We start from the raw sequence: 24,119 nt of genomic DNA, 5'->3' as shown, positions 1-24,119 counted from the left end.
ATCCTGTGACGCTCCGCGTCACGACTTCAAAAGCGCATGCGGAGCGTCCAGGGCGGCGTTCCCACGCCGCGGAATCAAGGATTCTCCAAGTCATGCCCCAACGACTGGATAAACAACGAAAACAGCTCCGGCTGCGACGAGATATCCAGCTTGGCATACAGGTGCCGGCGGTGAACCTTGACCGTATCCGGCGAGATATTCAGCCGTTCGGCCATGGCTTTTGACGAAAACCCGCGCAACACCAATCGCGCTATTTCCAGCTCCCGTTCCGACAACACACCACAGCCGAAATGACTCAACGCGTCCCGTATCTGGCTGGCCATTTCCGCCGGCGCGGCCACTCGCTGGGTGCTTTGCTGCCAATGCTGCTGCATCAACGGCAACACCCAGGCCGCGAGCGTGGTCATCAACCCCGTTTCCTCGCCGGTAAACAACCGCTGCATCCCCAACGACAGCGATAACGTCCCCGCACCTGGCAATTGCAGGATGAATTGCACCTCGTCTTCCAGCACGTTGTCGTGGAAGTAATTGAGGAAGTATTCACTCTGGCGAAAATGATCCGGCGCCACTTCCTCAAGGCGGTACACACCACTGGCATACCCCTCGCGACACGCCTGGAAAAACGGGTCCAACAGGTACAAGCCATTCAGATAAACCAGCATCGACGCCGGTTTGCTGCTCGGTTGTGCGTCGTATTCTTCCAGCGCTTCGGGCGGGCCATCGGCGGGGTAGAAGATCGCCAGGGCATTGTCGAAGGGCAGGCATTGGTGCAGCAACAGCACCAGTTGCTTCCAGAAACGCCCGGTGCCGATCTGTGCGACGGTACGCCCCAGGCCTGCGTGCATGCCGACTTCCCTGAACAGGCTCATGTGCAGCTCCACGCTAAGGATTCAGGCCGCAAGGGTTCGACTTTTGCCCGGCGGCGTCAAGGGGAGTACTCCAATAGGGGAATTGGCCGATCTACACAGAGTGTTTAAGTTGGCCGTCAGTCAGCGGGGAACATACCCTGCGCCGCTTCACCTTTTCGTTTCTGCCTCAAACCAAGAACAATCAAGAGGATAACGATATGAGTGCTCCTTCCACGCCCGACGGCGTGCTGAAACCCACCCTGAGCGTATTCGATGTAGTGGCCATCACCGTCTCGGCGGTCACCCCGGCCAGTTCAGTGTTCGTGATTGCGCCGTTTGCCATCCAGCAGGCCGGCAGCGGGGTGTTCCTGGCCTTTGTGATGGCCGCCTTGCTCGCGCTGATGTTCGCCTTTTGCTACGCCGAACTCGGGCGTGCCCACAACAGCGCCGGCGGCGAATACGTATATGCCAAGCGGGTGTTCGGCGGCATGGCCGGCTACGCGACGTTCCTCACGGTACTGGTGATGCTGCTGTTTATCCCGCCGGTACTGGCCACCGGGGCGGCGACTTACCTGAATAACGCCCTCGGCACCCAATTCGATTCGCAAACCGTGGCCCTGGTGATTGTGGTGTGCAGCTACGCCCTGGGTATCCTCAATATCAAGCTGAATGCCTGGATCACCGGCACCTGCCTGCTGCTGGAAGTGGCGGCGTTGCTGGTGATCGTGTTTATCGGCTTCGGCAACCCGGTGCAGCCGGTCAGCGTGCTGTTGCAACCGCAAATCGTCGAGAACGGCGTGCTGCACCTGGCGCCCTGGGCGCTGGTCATCGGCGCGGTGGGCATCGGCCTGTTCTCGTTCAATGGCTACGGTCCCGCCGTATTGCTGGCCGAAGACATGAAATGCGGCGGCAAGGGCGTGCACAAGGCAGTGTTGTGGTCCCTGGGCCTGGTGGTGGTCATCGAGCTGGTGCCGATCACCGCCTTGCTGATCGGTGCGCCATCCCTCAGCGCGATGATCAGCAGCCCCGACCCGATCGGCTACCTGCTGACCAGCCACGGTAACGAAACCCTGTCGCGGCTGGTCAGCGCCGGGATCTTCCTGTCGGTATTCAACGCCATCGTCGCCATCGTCATCCAGATTGGCCGGGTGGTGTTCAGCAGCGGCCGCGATGCGCTGTGGACACCCACCATCAACAAACTCTTCACCCGGATTCATCCACGCTGGGATTCCCCGTGGTTGGCTACGCTGTTCCTGGCGGTCCCTTCGGCATTGCTCAGCTTCAGCTCCAACCTGGCGGACCTGACGTCTTTCAGCGTACTGCTGATCATGCTGGTGTACCTGATCGTGGCGTTGAGCGCGTTGATGAGCCGGGTGTTGCTGCGTGACCGCGAGCACCCGTATCGCATGCCGTTGTGGCCGGTGCCGGCCTTGCTGGCGGTGCTGGGCGCCGGCTACCTGTTGGTGACCCTGGCGATTGCCGCCTCGGTTCGCGACATCATGATTATCATCGGCCTGTTGGCACTGTCGGTGATCCTGTATTGCATCAGTGGCCGGTTGAGTCCGGCGTTTCAGAAACTGTAAGGAGTGGTTATGCGTGCACGTCAATTGGGCATCACCTTGGGACTGGGCACACCCGGTGAGTTGAATGCCATCACCGACGTTCCAGGGGTTCGGGTCGGCCACAGTACGATCAAGACCCGCATCGACGGCAAACAGGTACGTACCGGCGTGACGGCGATCCAGCCCCGGGCCGGTGCCGCGCGGTATCAGCCGTGTTTTGCCGGCTACCACGTGCTCAACGGCAATGGCGACGCCACGGGGCTTGAGTGGATCAGCGAATCGGGGTTGCTGACCACGCCGCTGGCGATCACCAACACCCACAGCATCGGGATTGTGCGCGACACGCTGATCGCCCTGGAGCGCGAAAGCCTCGAAGACCCCGCCGTGTACTGGTGCATGCCGGTGGTGATGGAAACCTACGACGGCTTGCTGAACGATATCTGGGGCCAGCACGTCGGCCCGGAGCATGTGCGCGAGGCGCTGGCCAACGCCGAATCCGGGCCGGTGGCGGAGGGCGCCGTGGGCGGCGGCACGGGGATGATCTGCCATGAGTTCAAGGGGGGCATCGGTACCGCGTCACGGCGCTTGCCGGCGGAGCAGGGTGGCTGGACCGTCGGTGTGCTGGTGCAGGCCAACCATGGCAAGCGCCAGGAACTGCGGGTCGACGGTTACCCGGTAGGCCGGCAATTGATGGACATCCCGTCCCCCTTTGCCGATCGCGGCACACCCGGCATGGGCTCCATCGTGGTGATCATCGCCACCGATGCGCCGTTGCTGCCCCATCAATGCCAGCGCCTGGCACAACGCGCGTCCATCGGGATTGCGCGCACGGGTGGCGGTACCGAGGACTCCAGCGGGGACCTGTTCCTGGCGTTCGCCACCGGCAATCAGGATTTGCCGGTGGCCGACTACGGGCGCAAGGGCTCGCCCCTCAGCACAGCCCTGCAAATGGTCAATAACGACCACATTTCACCGCTGTTCAGCGCGGCGGCGGAGGCCGTGGAAGAGGCGATCATTAATGCCATAGTGGCCGGCGAAGACATGACCACCGACCAGGGTGTGCGGGTGCCCGCGCTGGATGCCCACACGCTCCTGCAGGCATTGCGCCAAACCGGCTGGCGCGGCCAGTAAGTAAACTAAGTCTTGTCCCGGTAATACGGGACAAACACTTAAATAGTGGCCAATCAATACTAACAATGACACGGTGACACTTTCTTAGTGCACCTCAGTCAATACTTTGGATCCATTCGTGGCTAAATGTCTTTAGGAGTATTTAATATTTAAATAGCTGGATTTAAATAAGGCGCTATTTACCAGTGTTTGCAGGTTTTGTTCACCGGCCCAACTTTATCCTTGGATAAAAACCGCTGGACGAATGATTTCAGGTTGTGTCAGTTTTCTTTCGCCTTCAAAAGGGGCGAGTGATCGGACTTACTCGCCAGAGTGGGTCCGGTCGGACAAAAACTGTTCCACTTGCAAACAAGGAAGTACGTTTATGTCAAAAGTAAAAGACAAAGCTATTGTGTCGGCGGCTCAAGCAAGTACCGCTTACACCCAGATCGATAGCTTTAGCCATCAATACGACCGCGGTGGCAACCTCACGGTCAATGGCAAACCGTCGTTCACCGTTGACCAGGCCGCCGACCACCTGCTGCGTGAGAACGCCGCGTACCGGGACGTGGATGGCAACGGCAAGATCGATCTCACCTACACCTTCCTGACTTCGGCTTCGAACGCGACCATGAACAAGCATGGGATCACCGGGTTCAGCCAGTTCAACACCCAGCAGAAAGCACAGGCCGTACTGGCCATGCAATCCTGGGCCGATGTGGCCAATGTCACCTTCACCGAGAAAGCCTCGGGCGGTGACTTCCACATGACCTTCGGCAACTACAGCGGCGGCCAGGACGGCGCAGCGGCCTTTGCCTACCTGCCAGGCACCAACGCCAAGTACAACGAAAGCGGCCTTGACGGCACTTCCTGGTACCTGACGAACAACAGCTACACGCCGAACAAGACCCCGGACCTGAACAACTATGGCCGGCAGACCCTGACCCACGAAATCGGCCACACCCTGGGCCTGGACCACCCTGGCGACTACAACGCCGGGACCGGCAACCCTTCGTACAAAGACGCGGACTATGGACAGGACACGCGTGGCTACAGCGTCATGAGTTACTGGAGCGAGAGCAACACCAACCAGAACTTCAGCAAAGGCGGGGTAGAAGCCTACTCGTCCGGCCCGCTGATCGACGACATCGCCGCGATCCAGAAGCTCTACGGCGCCAACTACAACACCCGTGCCGGTGACACCACCTACGGCTTCAACTCCAACACCGGGCGTGATTTCCTCAGCGCCACTTCATCGGCCGACAAGCTGGTGTTCTCGGTGTGGGACGGTGGCGGCAACGACACCCTGGACTTCTCCGGTTTTACCCAGAACCAGAAGATCAACCTCAATGAAACCTCGTTCTCCGACGTTGGCGGCCTGGTGGGCAACGTTTCCATCGCCAAGGGTGTGACCGTGGAGAACGCCATCGGCGGTTCGGGCAACGACCTGCTGATCGGTAACGCAGCCGCCAACGTCCTCAAGGGCGGTGCCGGCAACGACATCATCTTCGGCGGCGGCGGTGCAGACCAGCTGTGGGGCGGCTCAGGCAACGACACCTTCGTGTTCGGTGCCAGCTCCGACTCCAAGCCGGGTGCGGCCGACAAGATCTTCGACTTCACCTCGGGTTCCGACAAGATCGACCTCACCGGCATCACCAAAGGTGCAGGCCTGACCTTCGTCAACGCGTTTACCGGTCATGCCGGCGACGCGGTGCTGTCCTACGCTTCGGGTACCAACCTGGGCACATTGGCCGTGGACTTCTCCGGGCACGGCGTGGCGGATTTCCTCGTCACCACCGTTGGCCAGGCAGCCGTCAGCGACATCGTGGCCTGATACACGCGTAAAGGAGGGTGGCGCACACGCGCCGCCCTCTGCCCTTGCATCCACCCCATGAACGGGCGAAGGTGATGACGCTATTTCGCAGTACCGTGGCCTGGAGTTTCCAGGTGTTGCTTATGTCGGCAGGAGCCACAGCAATGGCAAGCAGTCTGGTTTTACCTACTTCCGCGCAGTTGGCCGGGCACTGGGCGCTGCACCAGCAAGAGCAGGTGTGCGCACTGGACTTGATTGAGCAGGCTAACGCGTTAGGGGGCGATGTGGAGTGCGCCGGACAATGGCTGGGGGAAGCCCCCGTTAGTTGGACGCCTACTCCCGATGGTATTTGGCTGATGAATGCCGAAGGCACCGGCATAACCCATTTGAATCGCCAGAAAGAAGGCGAATATGAAGGTCGCGCAAAAACCGGCGCGGTATTGATATTGCAACGTGCACCGTAATAGTTCGTTATAACGATATAACCCGATTTAATGTTTGCCCGCCCCTTAATGGGGCGCTCGGTAAACTATTGCGCGTCATTCGGCTCAGGGAAGATCAGGCAACATGGCGAAGACCACTCCCGTTGCACCACTGTTCAAGGCACTCGGCGATTACAAAAGTATTCTGATCAGTATTGGCTGTTTCACGGCATTGATTAACGTATTGATGTTGGTGCCGTCGATTTATATGTTGCAAGTCTACGACCGCGTGCTGTCTTCACAGAACGAAACCACCCTGGTGATGTTGACGCTGATGGTGGTGGGGTTCTTCGCCTTTATCGGTGTGCTGGAGGTGATCCGCAGCTTTATCGTGATTCGCATCGGCAGCCAGCTGGAGCGGCGTTTCAACCTGCGGGTCTACAAGGCCGCTTTCGAGCGCAACCTGCAACGGGGCGAAGGCCATGGCGGGCAATCCCTGGGGGACCTGACCCACATCCGCCAATTCATCACCGGGCCTGCGCTGTTCGCGTTTTTCGACGCGCCGTGGTTTCCGATCTATCTGTTCGTGATTTTCCTGTTCAACGTGTGGCTGGGTGTCTTGGCCAGTGCCGGTGCCGTGCTGCTGATTGCCCTGGCGTGCCTTAACGAATACCTGACCAAAAAGCCTCTGGGTGAAGCCAGCGGGTATTCCCAGCAATCCACCCAATTGGCCACCAGCCACCTGCACAACGCCGAAACCATCCAGGCCATGGGCATGCTCGGTGCATTGCGCAAGCGCTGGTTCAAGGTGCATTCGCAGTTCCTGGGCCTGCAGAACAAGGCCAGCGACACCGGCTCGATCATCAGTTCCCTGAGTAAATCCCTGCGCCTGTGCCTGCAATCGTTGGTGCTGGGCCTGGGTGCGCTCCTGGTGATCAAGGGCGACATGACCGCCGGGATGATGATCGCAGGCTCCATTTTGATGGGTCGGGTGTTGAGCCCCATCGACCAGTTGATCGCCGTGTGGAAGCAATGGAGTTCGGCCAAGCTGGCCTACCAGCGCCTGGACAACCTGATGCGCGAGTTTCCGCCTCAGGGCGAGCAGATGGCCTTGCCGGCGCCCAAGGGCAATGTGAGTTTCGAGCAAGTCAGCGCAGGCCCGCCGGGGCGACGTGTGCCGACCTTGCATCAAGTCAGCTTCAACCTGACTGCGGGCGAAGTGCTCGGCGTGCTGGGTGCTTCCGGCTCCGGCAAATCGACGTTGGCCCGCGTACTGGTAGGCGTGTGGCCAACCCTGGCAGGCACCGTGCGCCTGGACGGAGCCGACATTCATCGCTGGGACCGCGACGACCTCGGGCCGCATATCGGTTATCTGCCCCAGGACATCGAACTGTTCAGCGGCAGCATCGCCGACAACATCGCACGCTTTCGCGAAGCCGACCCGGAGCGGGTGGTGCAGGCCGCCCAACAGGCAGGTGTGCACGAATTGATCCTGCGCTTGCCCCACGGCTACGACACCGTGCTCGGTGACGAGGGCAGCGGCCTATCCGGTGGGCAGAAACAACGGGTCGCCCTGGCCCGCGCGCTGTACGGCGGGCCACGCCTGATCGTGCTCGACGAGCCCAACTCCAACCTCGACACCGTGGGTGAAGCCGCCCTGGCCAGCGCGATCATGCAGATGAAAGCCCAGGGCAGCACGGTGGTACTGGTGACTCACCGTTCCTCGGCGTTGGCCCAGGCCGACAAGCTGCTGGTGCTGAACGAAGGTCGTTTGCAGGCATTTGGTCCGAGCCAGGACGTGCTGCGCGCACTGTCCGGCCAGCAGGAAGCACCACGAGAAAAGGCCGGGGTCAGCCTCAGCCGTCAGTATCAAGCCGGAAGGAATCCAGGCGCATGAGCAGCGACAGCAGCATTCAAATCAACCGCGATTACGAACAGACCCATCCCGAGCACGACGCGCGTTTCTTCGCCCGCATGGGCTGGCTGCTGACGGTGGTCGGCGCCGGCGGGTTTTTCCTCTGGGCCAGTCTGGCGCCGCTGGACCAGGGGATCCCGGTACAAGGCACGGTGGTGGTATCGGGCAAGCGCAAGGCGGTACAAACCCTCAGCCCCGGCGTGGTCAGTCGGATCCTGGTGCGTGAAGGCGAGGCGGTGAAGCAGGGTCAACCCCTGTTCCGCCTCGACCAGACGCAGAACCAGGCCGACGTGCACTCCCTGCAAGCCCAATACCGCATGGCCTGGGCCAGCGTGGCACGGTGGCAGAGCGAGCGGGATAACCAGTCGACGATCACCTTTCCGGCGCAATTGAGCGGCAACCCGGATCAAGCCCTGGCACTGGTCCTCGAAGGCCAGCGTCAACTGTTCAGCAGCCGCCGCGAAGCCTTTGCCCGGGAACAGGCCGGGATTCGCGCCAGTATCGAAGGCGCTACGGCGCAACTGAACGGCATGCGTCGCGCCCGTAGTGACCTGACGGCCCAGGCGCAATCCCTGCGTGACCAGTTGAACAACCTGCAACCCCTGGCCGACAACGGCTACATCCCGCGCAACCGGCTGATGGAATACCAGCGGCAACTGTCCCAGGTGCAACAGGACCTGGCGCAGAACACCGGCGAAAGCGGGCGGGTGGAGCAGGGCATCCTCGAGTCGCGCCTCAAGTTGCAGCAGCACAGCGAGGAGTACCAGAAGGAAGTGCGCAGCCAACTGGCCGACGCGCAGCTGCGCAGCCTGACCCTGGAACAACAACTGACCTCCGCCGGTTTCGACCTGCAGCACAGCGAGATCAACGCGCCCGCCGATGGCATCGCGGTCAACCTGGGCGTGCACACCGAAGGCGCCGTGGTGCGTGCCGGTGAAACCCTGCTGGAAATCGTGCCCCAGGACACCCGCCTGGAAGTCGAAGGGCGCCTGCCGGTGCACCTGGTGGACAAGGTCGGTGCGCACTTGCCGGTGGACATTCTCTTCACCGCCTTCAATCAGAGCCGCACGCCGCGGGTGCCGGGGGAGGTGAGCCTGATCTCCGCCGACCAGATGCTCGACGAAAAAACCGGCATGCCTTACTACGTGCTGCGCACCACCGTCAGCAGCAGCGCCCTGGAGAAACTCCATGGCCTGGTGATCAAGCCGGGGATGCCCGCCGAGATGTTCATCCGCACCGGCGAGCGCTCCTTGCTCAATTACCTGTTCAAGCCGCTGCTGGACCGCGCTGGCTCGGCGTTGACCGAGGAATGAGCATGAAGCCGATGTTCATCGCCTTGCTGATCGCCTGCGGCAGCGCCCAGGCCGCCATGGGCCCGTTCGATGTCTACGAACAGGCCCTGCGCAACGATCCGGTATTCCTTGGTGCCATCAAGGAGCGCGACGCCGGCCTGGAAAACCGCACCATCGGCCGCGCCGGCCTGCTGCCCAAGCTCTCGTACAACTACAACAAGGGCCGCAACAACTCCAAGGCCACCTTGCCCGACGGGCGCGGCGGCAATTATCACGATGACCGCAACTACAACAGCTATGGCTCCACGTTCACCCTGCAACAGCCGCTGTTCGACTACGAAGCCTATGCCAACTACCGCAAGGGCGTGGCCCAGGCACTGTTTGCCGACGAGAGCTTCCGCGACAAGAGCCAGGCGCTGCTGGTGCGGGTGCTGACCTATTACACCCAGGCGTTGTTTGCCCAGGACCAGATCGACATTGCACGCGCCAAGAAAAAGGCCTACGAGCAGCAGTTCCAGCAGAACCAGCATCTGTTCCAGCAGGGCGAGGGCACCCGCACCGACATCCTGGAAGCCGAATCGCGCTATGAGCTGGCGACTGCCGAGGAAATCCAGGCGCTGGATGAACAGGACGCCTCGCTGCGCGAACTCGGGGCGCTGATTGGCGTGCAGAGCGTCAACATCAACGACCTGGCGCCGCTGAACCCGGGGTTTGCCGCCTTCACCCTGACCCCGGCCAATTACGACACCTGGCACGAACTGGCGCTGACCAACAACCCCAACCTGGCCTCGCAACGCCAGTCCGTGGAAGTGGCGCGTTATGAAGTGGAGCGCAACCGTTCGGGGCACCTGCCACGCATCACGGCGTATGCCAGCTCGCGCCAGCAGGAATCCGACAGCGGCAACACCTACAACCAGCGCTACGACACCAACACCATCGGCATCGAAGTCAGCATGCCGTTGTATGCCGGTGGCGGCGTCTCGGCTTCCACCCGCCAGGCCAGCCGCGCCATGGAGCAGGCCGAGTACGAGCTGGAAGGCAAGACCCGCGAAACCCTGATCGAACTGCGGCGCCAGTTCAGTGCTTGCCTGTCGGGAGTGAGCAAGTTGCGGGCGTATCAAAAGGCGCTGACTTCGGCTGAAGCGCTGGTGGTCTCGACCAAGCAAAGCATCCTCGGCGGCGAGCGGGTCAACCTCGATGCGCTGAACGCCGAGCAGCAGCTGTACAGCACCCGTCGCGACCTGGCCCAGGCACGGTACGACTACCTGATGGCCTGGACCAAATTGCATTACTACGCGGGCAACTTGCGTGACACCGACCTGGCCAAGGTGGACGAGGCGTTTGGTCCTGAGAGCCGCTGATGCCTGGACGAGTGGTACTTGGTGCAAGGGAGCTTTGGTGGCATGGGCGCTTGTTTTGGCAAGGGAGCTTTCTGTGGCAAGGGCGCTTGTTGTGGCGAGGGAGCTTGCTCCCGCTGGGCTGCGTAGCGGCCCCAAAATCTTGGGAGCGCTGCGCACTCCAGCGGGAGCAAGCTCCCTCGCCACAGGTATTTCAACAATAAGAAAAGGGACTCTTCATGATCACTGGTTCACCTCGCTTCAAACCCTTCACCGCAGGCTCCTTGCTGCTGCTGTCAGTGGCGGCCCACGGGCAGTACATCGAAGCCGGCAAAGTCGGCGACCCCGGCAGTTGGCGTTCCGCCGAGTTCCAGAGCGACTGGGGCCTGGACCGGATGAAAGCCAACGAGGCCTATGCGAGCGGCATCACCGGCAGTGGCGTGAAGATCGGCGCCCTGGACTCGGGTTTCGACCCCAACCATCCCGAAGCCTCAAAAGACCGCTATCACGCGGTCACCGCCAGTGGCACCTATGTCGATGGCAGCCCCTTCACGACCACCGGCGCGCTCAACCCAAACAATGACTCCCACGGCACCCACGTCACCGGCACCATGGGCGCGGCCCGCGATGGCGTGGGCATGCACGGCGTGGCGTACAACGCGCAGATCTACGTCGGCAACACCAACGCCAGCGACAGCTTCCTGTTCGGCCCCACGCCAGACCCCAAGTACTTCAAGGCGGTGTACAGCGCGCTGGTGGATTCCGGCGTGCGCGCGATCAATAACAGTTGGGGCAGCCAACCCAAGGATGTCAGCTACCAGACCATTGGCGACCTGCACGCTGCCTATGCCCAGCACTACAACCAGAACACCTGGCTGGATGCCGCTGCGGAGGTGGCCAAGGCCGGGGTGATCAACGTGTTCAGTGCCGGCAACAGCGGCTACGCCAACGCCAGCGTGCGTTCGGCCTTGCCGTATTTCCAGCCGGAGCTGGAAGGCCACTGGCTGGCGGTATCGGGCCTGGACAAGGCGAACAACCAGAAATACAACCAGTGCGGCATCGCCAAGTACTGGTGCATTTCCACCCCCGGGGCGTTGATCAACAGCACCATTCCCGATGGCGGTTATGGGGTGAAATCCGGCACCTCGATGTCGGCGCCCCATGCCACCGGCGCACTGGCGCTGGTGATGGAACGCTATCCATACCTGAACAACGAACAGGCCTTGCAGGTGCTGTTGACCACGGCCACCCAGCTCAATGGCGCGGTCACCGATGCACCGACCACTCAGGTCGGCTGGGGCGTGCCGGACCTTGGCCGAGCAATGCACGGGCCCGGGCAATTGCTCGGGCCGATGAATGTCACGTTGGCGGCCGGGCAGGGCGATGTGTGGAGCAATGCGATCTCCGACAAGGCGCTGATCCAGCGTCAGGCCGAAGACAGCGCCGAAACCCTGGCCTGGCAGCAAACCCTGCGCGATAAGGGCTGGGAGAACGGCGTGGGCGCCGGCGCGAGTCAGCAGGACCAGACGGACTATGCCGTTGGCACTGCCCGTGCTGCAGCCGCGGCCCAGCGTATCTACGAAGGCAGCCTGACCAAATCCGGTGCGGGCGGCCTGATCCTGGCGGGCGACAACACCTACCGTGGCCCGACCACCGTGAATGGCGGCCGGTTGGCGGTGAATGGCTCGCTGACGTCCGCGGTGACGGTCAATGACAGCGGCACGTTGGGCGGCTCCGGTCGCATCGCGGCGTTACAGGTCAATAGCGGCGGCACCGTGGCGCCGGGCAATTCCGTGGGCACCTTGCAGGTGGCCGGGGATGTAAATCTCGCCGCCGGCTCCACCTATGCGGTCGAACTCACCCCCACCACCAGCGACCGGATTGTCGCCACGGGCAAGGCAATCCTCGGCGGCGGCACCGTGACCCTGGCCCTGGAAAACAGCCCGACCCTGCTCAGCCTGCAACAGGCGGAAAGCCTGGTGGGGCGCCAGTACAACATCCTCCAGGCGGCTGGCGGGATCCAGGGCCAGTTCGGTGCCGTGTTGCCCAACTACCTGTTCCTCGGCGGCACCCTCGACTATGCCGCCAACGGTGTGCAACTGGGCATTGCCCGCAGTGATGCGAGTTTCGCCAGTGTCGGTGCCACTCGTAACCAGCGTTCGGTGGCGGCGGCCGCCGAGCAGTTGGGCGCCGGTAATCCGGTGTACGAAAGCATCCTGCGGTCAGACTCGGCAGCCACGGCGCAGTCGGGTTTCCAGCAGCTGTCGGGAGAAATCTACCCGGCCATCGGCACAATGCTGATCAATGACAGCCGCCAGGTACGCGATGCCGTGGGCGAGCGCCTGCGCCATACGCCGGTTACCGGTGAGAGCAACGTGTGGGTCAAGGCGCTCGGCAGTTGGGGCAAGACCGACAGCCGCAGCGACACGGCAGGCTACACCAGCTCACTGGGCGGCATGCTGGCCGGTGTCGACGGCGCGCTGGACGAGCAGACCCGTGCCGGTCTCGTGGCCGGTTACAGCGACAGCTCGCTGAACATGGGCAGCGGCACGCATTCATCGGCGTCCATCGACAGCTACCACCTCGGCGCCTACGCCGGGCATGAGCTGGGCAATTGGCGCTTGAGCGTCGGCGGTGCCTACAGCTGGCATCGCGGCGACGTGAAACGCGACTTGCAGTACGGCGAAGTCAGCGGCACGCAGAAGACCAAGCTGGATGCGCGCAGTGCCCAGGTATTTACCGAAGCGGCCTACCGTTTGAACGTGTCCTCGGTGGCGCTGGAGCCGTTCGCCAACCTGGCTTACGTGCATCTGGACAACGAACGTTTTCACGAGAAGGGCGACGCCGCCGCGCTGGAGCGTGGCAGTGACAGCCGCGATGCGGTGCTGAGCACCCTGGGCCTGCGGGCGGCAAAAACCTTCCCCCTCAATGACCGCCAGCAACTGGACGTTTCCGGCTCGCTGGGCTGGCAGCACAGCCTGAGTGCTGTTGAATCCGAAGAGCACCTGGCGTTTGTCGCCGGAGGGCCGTCGTTTGCGGTGCAAAGCTCGCCGTTGATGCGCGACGCGGCAGCGGTGGGCGTGCAGGCGAGCCTGGCGTTGAGCAAAAGCACACGGGTCAACCTCGACTACACCGGCCAATTGGCTGGCCGGGAAAAAATCCAGGGCGTGGGGTTGAGCCTGAACTGGCAGTTCTGAGCAAGATCCTGAGGCCGAAAGAGGTCAACTGTGGGAGCGGGCTTGCTCGCGAATGCGGTGTGTCAGTCGACGCACCTGTAACTGAGCCACCGCATTCGCGAGCAAGCCCGCTCCCACATTGGGTCGGCGACGCTTGGGATAAACGTGATTTATACAAGTGCAATAAAAACTAAGGAAGGTCACCGTGAAAAAAACAAAACGAGGGTTTCAATCCGCCATCCCAACAGGCCCGGGCTACCCGCTCAAGGCCCTGAGCTGCGTGCCATACGGCGCGTTGCTGTGTTGCCTGGCCAGCCTGGGTACCGCCCAGGCCGCACCCTACGTGGAAACCGGAAAACTGGGAGATGCTGCCAGTTGGCGCAGTAATGAATTCAAGGCCGACTGGGGCCTGGGCGCCGTGCATGCAGACGCCGCCTACGCCGCCGGCTACACCGGCAAGGGCGTGAAGCTGGGGATCTTCGACCAGCCGGTGTATGCCCAGCATCCGGAATTCGCCAGCCCCGGCAAAGTGGTCACGATCGTGACCGAAGGCATTCGCCAATACACCGACCCGTACATCCCGGTGAAGGCCGGGGATGCGTTTCGCTACGACGGCACGCCTTCCCTGGGTTCCAACGGCAAGCTCGGCAATCACGGCACGCACGTAGGCGGCATCGCCGCGGGTAACCGCGACGGCGGGCCAATGCACGGCGTGGCGTTCGATGCGCAGATCATCAGCGCCGAAAACGGTGACCCGGGCCCCGAAGACGGGATCATCCTGGGCAACGACGGTGCGGTCTACAAAGCCGGTTGGGACGCGCTGGTGGCCAGCGGCGCACGCATTATCAACAACAGCTGGGGCATTGGCATCGGTGACCAGTACGCCAAGGGCGGCCGAGATCCGGCATTCCCCAACTTCACGGTCAATGAAGCCCAGGCGCAGTTCAATAACATTCGGCCGATCCTTGGGACGATCGCAGGTGGCGCTTATCAGGGCGCCATTGATGCGGCCCGCAGCGGCGTGCTGACGATCTTTGCCGCCGGCAACGATTACAACCGCAACAACCCGGATGCGATCTCGGGCCTGGCGTACTTCGTGCCGGAGATTGCACCCAACTGGCTGTCGGTGGCGGCCTTGCAACAGAATCCCGACACCGCCAGTTCCGATCCTTACGTGATCAGTACGTTTTCCTCGCGCTGCGGGTATGCCGCCAGCTTCTGCGTCGCGGCCCCCGGCACCAAGATCTACAGTTCGGTGATCAACGGCACCTCCCTGGAAAACCTGACCACCGACTACGCCAATTTCAACGGCACCTCCATGGCCGCGCCGCATGTGGCCGGCAGTGCAGCGGTGTTGATGGAGCGCTTCCCGTACATGAGCGGCGACCAGATCTCCACGCTGCTGAAAACCACCGCGACCGACCTCGGCGCACCGGGCATCGACTCGCTGTACGGTTGGGGCATGATCAACCTGGGCAAGGCCATCAACGGCCCTGGGATGTTTGTGACAGCTGAGGATATCCCGGCGGAGTTTCGTATCGACGGCGCCTACGGCTCCGGCCAGTTTGTCGCAGACCTGCCAGGGATTGGCGCCGTGGTGGATGCCGGCAAACCGACCCAGCGCACGTGCACCGATGTGCATTGCGGGCTGGATGTGTGGAGCAACGATATCTCCGGGCATGGCGGCCTGACCAAGCAGGGCATTGGCGCGCTGGTACTGACCGGCACCAACACCTACAGCGGCCCGACCCTGGTCAACCAAGGGTTGCTGGCGATCAATGGCTCGATCACCTCCGACGTTACCGTCAGCAGCAGCGGCGTAGTGGGCGGTTCAGGGCGCATTGGTTCGCTGACAGCGAACAGCGGCGGTACCGTGGCGCCGGGCAACTCCATCGGCACCCTGAACGTGGCCGGGGATGTGAGTTTCGCTGCAGGCTCAACCTATGCGGTGGAGTTGTCGGCCACCAACAGTGATCGCATCGTCGCCGGTGGCAAGGCCACCCTCAGCGGCGGTACGGTGACCCTGGCCCTGGAAAACAGCCCGACGCTGCTGACCCAGACCCAGGCCGAAAGCCTGATCGGTCGCCAGTACAACATCCTGCAGGCTGCGGGCGGGATTACCGGCAGCTTCGGTTCGGTGCTGCCCAACTATCTGTTTATCGGCGGTACCCTGAACTACGCCGCCAACGGCGTGCAGCTGGATGTGGGGCGCAATGCCAACACCTTTGCCAGTGTGGCCGCCACCCCGAACCAACGTTCGGTGGCCGCTGCTGCCGAGCAGTTGGGCGCGGGCAACGCCGTTTACGAAAGCCTGTTGCTGGCGCCGAATGCGGCCTCGGCCCAGGGTGCATTCCAGCAGCTGTCCGGGGAAATCTACCCGGCGCTGGAAACCGCATTGATCAATGACAACCGCTACCTGCGCGAAGCCGTGGGCGAGCGTTTGCAGCAAGGGCAAATGGGCGCATCGAGCCAGACCGTCGATAGCCGTGGCAACGTCTGGGTCAAGGCGTTGGGCGCCTGGGGCAAGACCAACAGCGGCAGCGATACGGCGGGCTACACCACCTCCATCGGCGGCATGCTGGCGGGTGTGGACGGCGCGCTGGATGAAGACACCCGTGTAGGGCTGGTGGCGGGGTACAGCGATACATCGCTGAACATGGGCAGCGACACCCATTCCCGGGCATCGGTGGACAGCTATCACCTGGGTGCGTATGCCGGGCATGAAATCGGTGCCTTGCGCTTGAGCGGTGGTGCGACCTACAGCTGGCACCGCGCCGATGTGAAGCGCGAGCTGCAATACGGTGAAGTCGCCGGAAAGCAGAAAGCCAAAATGGATGCCCGCAGTACCCAGGTGTTTACCGAGGCGGCGTATCGCCTGAACCTGCAACCCCTGGCCCTGGAACCGTTCGCCAACCTGGCGTACGTGCATCTGGATGCCGATGGGTTTACCGAGAAGGGTGATGCGGCGGCCTTGAAGGGCCGGGATGACAGCCGCGATGTGGTGTTGAGTACCCTGGGTGCTCGAGCGCTGAAAACCTTGAATATCAATGACCATCAGCAACTGGAGCTTTCCGGCACCCTGGGTTGGCAGCACAACCTGAGCAGCGTCGATTCCGAGCGGCACCTGGCGTTTGCCTCGGGCGGCCCTTCGTTCACTGTGGAGAGTTCGTCGATGGTGCGTGATGCGGCATTGGTGGGGGCGCGGGTCAGCCTGGCGCTGAGCAAGGATGCGAAGGTGAATCTGGATTACAACGGCCTGCTGGCCAGCAAGGAGAAAGTCCATGGGGTGGGTTTGAGCCTGGACTGGGCTTTCTAAACACTGCGGTTCGAAATGTGGGAGCGGGCTTGCTCGCGAAAGTGGTGGATCAGTCAACCCATCCACCGACTGGCACACCGCCTTCGCGAGCAAGCCCGCTCCCACATTGATCCGGTTCCAATCGTCCATTTGTGCAGATTCGGCTTTCTCGACAATTCCAACAAAAGAGAGGCAATACCATGGGTGTTTTCGACTATAAAAACCTCGGCACCGAGGGCTCCAAAGCGTTGTTCGCCGATGCCATGGCGATCACGCTGTACTCCTATCACAATCTGGACAACGGCTTTGCCGTGGGTTACCAGCACAACGGTTTTGGCCTGGGGCTGCCCGCCACTCTGGTGGGCGCGCTGCTGGGCAGCACCGATTCACAGGGGGTTATTCCAGGGATTCCCTGGAACCCCGACTCGGAAAAAGCTGCCCTCGAGGCGGTCAACAAGGCCGGCTGGACGCCCATCAGCGCCAGTACCCTGGGCTACGGCGGCAAGGTGGACGCCCGGGGCACGTTCTTCGGTGAAAAGCCCGGCTACACCACCGCGCAGGTGGAAGTGCTGGGCAAGTACGATGGCGACGGCAAGCTGCTGGAAATCGGCATTGGTTTTCGCGGGACTTCGGGGCCTCGGGAAACCTTGATCAGCGACTCCATCGGCGATTTGGTCAGTGACCTGCTGGCGGCGCTGGGGCCCAAGGACTACGCGAAAAACTACGCCGGCGAAGCCTTTGGCACCTTGCTCAAGGATGTCGCGGCGTATGCCGGCAGTCATGGCCTGACGGGCAAGGACGTGGTGGTCAGCGGTCATAGCCTGGGTGGCCTGGCGGTCAACAGCATGGCCGACCTGAGCGGCAATAAATGGTCGGGGTTCTACAAGGACTCCAACTATGTGGCTTATGCCTCGCCAACCCAGAGTGCCGGCGACAAGGTGCTGAACATCGGTTATGAAAACGACCCGGTGTTTCGCGCGCTGGACGGCTCGTCGTTCAACTTCTCGTCACTGGGCGTGCACGACAAGCCCCATGAGTCGACCACGGACAATATCGTCAGCTTCAACGATCACTACGCGTCGACGCTGTGGAATGTCCTGCCGTTTTCCATCGTCAATGTTCCCACCTGGCTTTCTCATTTGCCCACCGGGTATGGGGATGGCATGACGCGGGTCCTGGACTCGCAGTTCTACGACCTGACCAGCCGGGACTCGACGATTATCGTGGCCAACCTGTCGGACCCGGCCCGGGCCAATACCTGGGTGCAGGACCTCAACCGCAATGCCGAGCCGCACAAGGGCAACACGTTCATCATCGGCAGTGATGGCGATGACTTGATCCAGGGTGGCAAGGGCGTGGATTTCATCGAGGGCGGCAAGGGCAATGACACGATCCGCGACAACAGCGGGCATAACACCTTTCTGTTCGGCGGGCAGTTTGGGCAGGACCGGGTGATTGGTTATCAGCCGACCGACAAGCTGGTGTTCCGGGACGTGGAGGGCAGTGCGGACTGGCGTGACCACGCCAAGGTGGTGGGGGGCGATACCGTGCTGAGCTTTGGCGCGGACTCGGTGACGCTGGTTGGCGTTGGGCTCGCCGGGGTTTGGGGCGATGGGGTTTCCATCGGCTAAGTAGCGCCACGGATTGATCGTTCCCACGCTCTGCGTGGGAACGCCGCCCCGGACGCTCTGCGTCCAACGGCCAACCCACGGTTCATGTCTTGCGCAGTGGTGACGCGGAGCGTCACGGGATGCATTCCCACGTAGAACGTGGGAACGATCATGGCAAAGAAAAGTGGGAGCCGACGGGCTCCCACTTTTTATTTCTCCTTCATCACGGTCGCGACGTCATCGGCCTTGACGCGAATATGCTTGCCGGCGATGTCGGTGAATTCGTAGAAGCCATCGGCCGTTTTCGCGTTGGGCACGTCCTTGGTCAGGTATTGAGTGCCGTTCTGCAACGTCACCACCGTCTGCGTGGAGCAACCGGCCAATACCAGCAACGTGAACATACCCACCGCCAGACCCAAATTCTTCATGCTCATAACCCTTACCCTGATCCTTCGAAAACCCCGCACCTGAGCGGTCGGGGGAGACTCATTTAATGTGGCTGACAGCCATCTGATCATTATTACGCAAAAAGTTGCGTGTGCCTTTGATCTATTACTGATTGCAACAGTCGGTCAGGGACGGCACTCTGTATGCATAAACAGTGGTTGATCCAGTGCCTGAAATGTCCAATCCCCTAGAAGATCCGCTCTATTACCTGCATAACTTCCGCCAAGTGCTCGCCTGGCTGGGGCAGCGTTATGCCGATTTGCTCGCCCCGGACGAAGAGCATTTCATTCAGCAATTTGACAGCTTGCCGCAGGCTTCCCAGGCGTTACTGGTACGCATGGTGATGCGCAAGGGCGCGCATTTCCGGGCGGGCAAGCTTAACTATGTCGAGATCGGCGCGGTACACGAGGCGGTTGTGCCTTTGCTGGAACAGGGTTGGGTGACGGATCAATGCCTGTTGTCGTTCGGCGAGTTGTTCGGCCTGTTGCAGAAAGCGGAGATCCTGGCGGCGTTCAAACCCTGGATCGAGCAACCCAAGGCCAGGAAGGCTGACTGGCTGGAAACGCTGTCAATGCAGTTTTGTGAACTGCGTCACTTCCAGCACTGGTGCCCGGACCTGGCCGATCAGCTTTACAGCCTCACCGTGATGGAACTGTGCGACCGCCTGCGCCTGATGTTCTTCGGTAATCTCTATCAGGACTGGTCGGAATTTGTGCTGGCGGACCTGGGGATCTTTACCTACGAGAAAGTCGAATTCTGCGCCGAATCCCGCGGTTTGCGCAGCCGTGACGATGTGCACGGCTTTCTGTTCCTGCATCAGTGCCAGCAGGCCTTTGAAGCGGGCGAGGCACTCGATGGCGTGCTGGAACAAATCGCTACCTTGCACACCGACAACCCCTGGCTGGAGAAACGTCGGGCCAAGCTGTTGTTCCAGGTGGGCCAGTATTGTGAGCGCAGCGCCGAGTTGGCCCTGGCGGAAGCTATCTACCGGGGCTGCACCTATCCCGGCGCACGGGCGCGGCTGATCCGGGTGCTGGAGCGCCAGGAGGATTTTGCCCAGGCGATGGGGCTGGCCCGTGAGGCGCAACAGGCCCCGGAAAGCGCTGCCGAACAGCAGCACTTGCTGCGCGTGATACCCAGGCTGCGACGCAAGCTCGGCGAGCCGGCGCTGCCCAGGGCAAAACCCCGCGAGATCGTGCGCCTGGACCTCGAACTGCCGGCCCCGGAACCGATGATGTCGGTGGAGTATTGCGTACAGGCGCACCTCAGCGACCATGGTGCACCCGTGCATTACGTCGAGAACAGCCTGATCAATTCGCTGTTTGGCCTGCTGTGCTGGCCGGCGATTTTCGCGCCGTTGCCGGGGTCGTTTTTCCACCCGTTCCAGCGCGGGCCGGTAGACCTGCACAGCGAGGATTTTCATCTGCGGCGCGCCGAGCTGTTCGCCGAGTGCCTGGGCCAACTGGACGATGGGCGCTACAAGCACACCATTCGCCAGCGTTATGTAGACAAATGGGGCATCCAGTCACCCTTCGTGTTCTGGAACGTGCTCAGCGAAGAACTGCTCGACCAGGCCCTCGACTGCCTGCCAGCGGCGCACCTGCGCCACTGGTTCGAACGCCTGCTGCTGGATATCCGCGCCAACCGCGCCGGCATGCCCGACCTGATCCAGTTCTGGCCCGAAGAAAAAACCTACCGCATGATCGAAGTCAAAGGCCCCGGTGATCGCCTGCAGGACAACCAGTTGCGCTGGCTGGAGTTCTGCGGCGAACACCAGATGCCCGTCACTGTGTGTTATGTGCGCTGGGCGGGGCAGGCCGCTTGAGCTACAGCGTCGCGGTGCGTGCATTATGTGAATTCACCGCCAAGGTCGGCGACCTCGACCTGCGTTTTACCCCGTCTCCCAGTGCCCAGGAAGGGATTGTCGGCCACCGCACGGTGGCCTCTCGGCGCAGCGCCCATTACCAGAATGAAGTCGCGCTGGAGGGCGAATACCAGCAGTTGAAAGTCCGGGGCAGGGCGGATGGCTACGACCCGGACCGCAACCAGCTGGAAGAGGTGAAAACCTATCGCGGCGACCTGGACAAACAACCGGCCAACCACCGGCAACTGCACTGGGCCCAAGTCAAGGTCTACGGCTGGTTGATGTGCCAGAAGCTCGGGTTGTCGGAGATTGTCCTGGCGCTGGTGTACTTCGACATTGTCGGCGAGCACGAGACGCTGCTCAGCCAACGGTTTCAGGCTGATGACCTGCAGGCATTCTTCGTGCAGCAATGCACCCTGTTCCTCGGCTGGGCCGAACAGGAAATGCACCAGCGCGAAGCCCGCAATGCCGCAGCGGTTGCCCTGGGCTTTCCCCATGCGGCGTTTCGCCCGGGCCAGCGCGCCCTGGCGGAAACGGTCTACAAGGCGGTCAGCACCGGCCGCTGCCTGATGGCCCAGGCGCCTACCGGAATTGGCAAGACCGTCGGCACGATTTTCCCGATGCTCAAGGCCATGGCGCCACAACAGCTGGACAAGGTGTTCTTCCTGACCGCCAAGACCCCGGGCCGCAAACTCGCGCTGGATGCGGCGCAGGTGCTGTATGACAGCAGCCCCGATCTGCCATTGCGGGTGCTGGAGCTGGTGGCGCGGGACAAGGCCTGCGAACACCTGGACAAAGCCTGCCACGGCGACTCCTGCCCACTGGCGAAGGGTTTTTATGACCGCTTGCCGGCGGCCTGCGAAGCTGCTTCCCGCGTGCGCCTGCTGGACCAGCGCAACCTGCGGGAAGTCGCCTTGGCCCATGACGTCTGCCCCTATTACCTGAGCCAGGAAATGGCACGCTGGGCCGACGTGGTGGTCGCCGACTACAACTATTACTTCGACTTCGGCGCCATGTTGTTCGGCCTGGCCCAGCTCAACCAGTGGCGCGTCGCGGTGCTGGTGGACGAAGCCCACAACCTGGTGGAGCGTGGCCGCTCGATGTACAGCGCGGCCCTCGACCAGTACACGCTCAAGACCCTGCGCGAGATCGCACCCGAGCCGCTGAAAAAGCCGCTCCAGCGCCTGAACCGTGAGTGGAATGCCCTGCACAAGGAGCAAGTGGCACCTTATCAGGCCTACGCCCAGAAACCCGACAAACTGCTGCAGGCGCTGAGCCTGTGCACCAGCGCCATGGGTGAATATTTCAACGACCATCCCGAAGCACTCAATGGCGAACTGCAAGCCTTCTACTTCGAGGCCTTGCAGTTTGCCAAGGTCGCCGAGCTGTTCAACGAACACTTCATTTTCGACATCAGCAAACGCGAACTCAGCGGCAAGCGCAGTTCATCAAACCTGTGCCTGCGCAACGTGGTGCCCGCCGAATTCATTCGGCCCCGGCTGACAGCGGCCCGCAGCAGCGTGCTGTTTTCCGCAACCCTGAGCCCACGGCACTACTACGCGGACTTGCTGGGGATGCCGCCTGACACCGCCTGGGTGGATGTGGAATCGCCGTTCAAGGCCGAGCAGCTGCGGGTGCATATCGTCGACCGGATCTCCACCCGGTTTGTGCATCGCCAGGCGTCCCTGGAGCCCATCGTCGAGCTGATTGCAGCGCAGTTTGCCCAGGCTCCGGGCAACTACCTGGCGTTTTTCAGCAGCTTCGATTATCTGCAGCAAGTGGCGCATTTGCTTGCCGAGCGGCACCCGCGCATCCCGCTGTGGCAGCAGTCACGGGGCATGGCCGAGGCTGAACGCCAGGCATTTCTCGACCAGTTCACCCAGCACAGTCAGGGCATCGGGTTTGCCGTGCTTGGCGGCGCATTCGGCGAAGGCATCGACCTGCCGGGCACCCGGCTGATCGGCGCGTTTATCGCCACCCTGGGTCTGGCGCAACTCAACCCGGTGAACGAGCAGCTCAAGCTGCGGATGGGCGCGATTTTCGGCGCCGGTTATGACTACACCTACCTTTATCCGGGCATCCAGAAGGTGGTGCAAGCCGCGGGCCGGGTGATCCGCAGCCAGCAGGACCGAGGGGTGGTAATGCTGATTGATGACCGGTTTGGCGAAGCGCGGGTGCGGCAGTTATTGCCGCGCTGGTGGTCGATCACTGCGGCGGATACACCGCATCCCGCAACTGGTGGGTGAACTGGCCGGACATGCCTTCGTAAGCCGTATTGGTCAGTGCCACCACCGTAAGCTTCTGCTGCGGGTCGACAAACCAGCTGTGACCGTAGGCGCCGCCCCATTCAAAGGTGCCCCGGGATTGCGGTGTGCCTGTCAACGCCGGGTCATCCAGCACCGCCCAGCCATAACCGAACCCCCAGCCCGGGTCCTGGGTTTGCGCCTTGGCGCCAACCGAATCGGTGACCATCAACTGCACGCTGTGTGCCGACAGGATCGGAGCGCCGCCCCGGCGAATGGTTTCCAGGAACCGCGCAATATCACCTGCCGTCCCGGCCATGCCTGCGCCGCCGGAAGGGTAGGCCTGGGGATCGAGAATCCGCCGCACATCAAACAGCGCGGTGCTGTTGCCCGAGGTGATCGTGGCCTTGTCGACCATGCGCAACGGCTGTGGCGAGCCATCCTGATAGGCGGCGGACAGGCGTTTTATATCCGTCACGGAAAACCCGGTATCGCTTAGCCCCAGTGGTTCGGTCACCGAGTCGCGGAGCAATGCCGGCAGGCTCTGGCCGGACGCCTTTTCCAGCACCGCACCCAGCACATCGGTGGCCATCGAATACTGCCAGCCGGTGCCCGGCGGGTAACTCAGGGGCACGCTCGCGATACGCTTGAGATTCTCGGCAAAGCTGATCTCGGGCTCACCCAAACCATCGGAAACCCCGGCGGTGCGGTAAGGGCCATGGGTACTTTCCAGGAATCCATAGCTCAGGCCGGCTGTGTGGTTAAGCAACTGGCTGACGGTGATCACCGGGATGGTGCCATCCGCCAGCTTGGGATTGAAGTCGGGCAGCCAGCGGCTGACCGGATCGTCCAGGCCCAAGCGACCTTGTTCCACCAGGTGCATCGCGGCGGCGGATACCAGCGGTTTGGTCACCGATGCCAGGCGAAAGATCGTGTCCTCTGTCATCGGGCGCCCGTCTTCGCGGTCCGCCAAGCCGGCAGCACGGTGATAAACCAGCTGCCCGTCCCGCAGCACCAGCACCACGGTGCCCACCAGGCGATTGTCGGCAATGGCGCTGTCGACCACCGCATCCACGCGCTTGGCGAGCAGTGGGTCGTGGCTGTCGGCGCAGGCGAGGGTGGCGCAAAGGGAGGCGGCAAGGGGCACGAGGTATCTGGCAGGAGGCTGCATGGTTCAGGTCGCTC

15 protein-coding genes are annotated in these 24,119 nt (G+C 62.1%); 12 read left to right on the top strand and 3 right to left on the bottom strand.

Annotated elements, in window-relative coordinates; all coding sequences use genetic code 11:
* Positions 1 to 74 precede the first annotated feature (74 nt).
* Positions 75 to 869 carry a response regulator transcription factor gene (locus HX811_RS25705; RefSeq protein WP_371132459.1) on the bottom strand — a complete coding sequence of 265 codons (795 nt, stop codon included), beginning with the start codon at positions 867 to 869 and terminating at the stop codon, positions 75 to 77.
* Positions 870 to 1,066: 197 nt separating this feature from the next.
* On the opposite strand from HX811_RS25705, the gene HX811_RS25700 reads away from it, so the two are divergent.
* From HX811_RS25700 to HX811_RS25655, 10 genes are all read left to right on the top strand, one after another.
* Positions 1,067 to 2,431, top strand: coding sequence for an APC family permease (locus HX811_RS25700; RefSeq protein WP_177021716.1), 1,365 nt, complete (start codon positions 1,067 to 1,069; stop codon positions 2,429 to 2,431).
* Positions 2,432 to 2,440: 9 nt separating this feature from the next.
* Positions 2,441 to 3,541 carry a P1 family peptidase gene (locus HX811_RS25695; RefSeq protein WP_003217115.1) on the top strand — a complete coding sequence of 367 codons (1,101 nt, stop codon included), beginning with the start codon at positions 2,441 to 2,443 and terminating at the stop codon, positions 3,539 to 3,541.
* Between the two features lie 364 nt (positions 3,542 to 3,905).
* Positions 3,906 to 5,354: a serralysin family metalloprotease gene (locus tag HX811_RS25690; protein ID WP_003217113.1), complete on the top strand. Its 1,449-nt coding sequence runs from the start codon at positions 3,906 to 3,908 to the stop codon at positions 5,352 to 5,354.
* 74 nt (positions 5,355 to 5,428) lie between these two features.
* Positions 5,429 to 5,797: an AprI/Inh family metalloprotease inhibitor gene (locus HX811_RS25685; RefSeq protein ID WP_158213549.1), complete on the top strand. Its 369-nt coding sequence runs from the start codon at positions 5,429 to 5,431 to the stop codon at positions 5,795 to 5,797.
* A gap of 103 nt (positions 5,798 to 5,900) precedes the next feature.
* Positions 5,901 to 7,652: a type I secretion system permease/ATPase gene (locus tag HX811_RS25680; RefSeq protein ID WP_134326662.1), complete on the top strand. Its 1,752-nt coding sequence runs from the start codon at positions 5,901 to 5,903 to the stop codon at positions 7,650 to 7,652.
* On the top strand, positions 7,649 to 8,983 hold the full coding sequence (locus HX811_RS25675; RefSeq protein WP_008433775.1) for an HlyD family type I secretion periplasmic adaptor subunit: 1,335 nt from the start codon (positions 7,649 to 7,651) through the stop codon (positions 8,981 to 8,983). Before HX811_RS25680 ends, HX811_RS25675 begins: the two co-directional genes overlap by 4 nt.
* A 2-nt stretch (positions 8,984 to 8,985) precedes the next feature.
* Positions 8,986 to 10,323 carry a TolC family outer membrane protein gene (locus tag HX811_RS25670; protein WP_177047964.1) on the top strand — a complete coding sequence of 446 codons (1,338 nt, stop codon included), beginning with the start codon at positions 8,986 to 8,988 and terminating at the stop codon, positions 10,321 to 10,323.
* A 215-nt stretch (positions 10,324 to 10,538) separates the two neighbouring features.
* Complete coding sequence (locus tag HX811_RS25665; RefSeq protein ID WP_177047963.1) at positions 10,539 to 13,496, top strand: autotransporter serine protease; 2,958 nt, start codon at positions 10,539 to 10,541, stop codon at positions 13,494 to 13,496.
* Positions 13,497 to 13,680: 184 nt separating this feature from the next.
* Positions 13,681 to 16,791, top strand: a complete 3,111-nt coding sequence (locus HX811_RS25660; RefSeq protein ID WP_177047962.1) for an autotransporter serine protease — start codon at positions 13,681 to 13,683, stop codon at positions 16,789 to 16,791.
* A gap of 179 nt (positions 16,792 to 16,970) precedes the next feature.
* Positions 16,971 to 18,401, top strand: coding sequence for a lipase (locus tag HX811_RS25655; protein ID WP_008433771.1), 1,431 nt, complete (start codon positions 16,971 to 16,973; stop codon positions 18,399 to 18,401).
* Positions 18,402 to 18,589: 188 nt separating this feature from the next.
* On the opposite strand, the gene HX811_RS25650 is transcribed toward HX811_RS25655, so the two are convergent.
* Positions 18,590 to 18,814 (bottom strand): YgdI/YgdR family lipoprotein, encoded by a 225-nt coding sequence (locus tag HX811_RS25650; RefSeq protein WP_102369114.1) that lies wholly within the window; start codon positions 18,812 to 18,814, stop codon positions 18,590 to 18,592.
* A gap of 188 nt (positions 18,815 to 19,002) precedes the next feature.
* Between HX811_RS25650 and HX811_RS25645 the strand changes: the two genes are divergently transcribed.
* Entirely contained in the window at positions 19,003 to 20,652 is a 1,650-nt protein-coding gene (locus HX811_RS25645; RefSeq protein ID WP_177047961.1) for a VRR-NUC domain-containing protein, read from the top strand.
* Positions 20,649 to 22,937 carry an ATP-dependent DNA helicase gene (locus HX811_RS25640; protein ID WP_177047960.1) on the top strand — a complete coding sequence of 763 codons (2,289 nt, stop codon included), beginning with the start codon at positions 20,649 to 20,651 and terminating at the stop codon, positions 22,935 to 22,937. Before HX811_RS25645 ends, HX811_RS25640 begins: the two co-directional genes overlap by 4 nt.
* Here HX811_RS25640 and HX811_RS25635 read toward each other — a convergent pair.
* A complete protein-coding gene (locus tag HX811_RS25635) occupies positions 22,897 to 24,105 on the bottom strand; it encodes a serine hydrolase (RefSeq protein ID WP_177047959.1) in 1,209 nt (402 codons plus the stop codon). The genes HX811_RS25640 and HX811_RS25635 overlap by 41 nt on opposite strands.
* Between the last annotated feature and the right edge of the window lie 14 nt (positions 24,106 to 24,119).

It is taken from the genome of Pseudomonas sp. F8002 (assembly GCF_013385495.1).
Lineage (GTDB): Bacteria > Pseudomonadota > Gammaproteobacteria > Pseudomonadales > Pseudomonadaceae > Aquipseudomonas.
The sequence above is the reverse complement of the archived record's forward strand: the minus strand, read 5'-3'. Positions and strand labels throughout refer to the sequence as shown.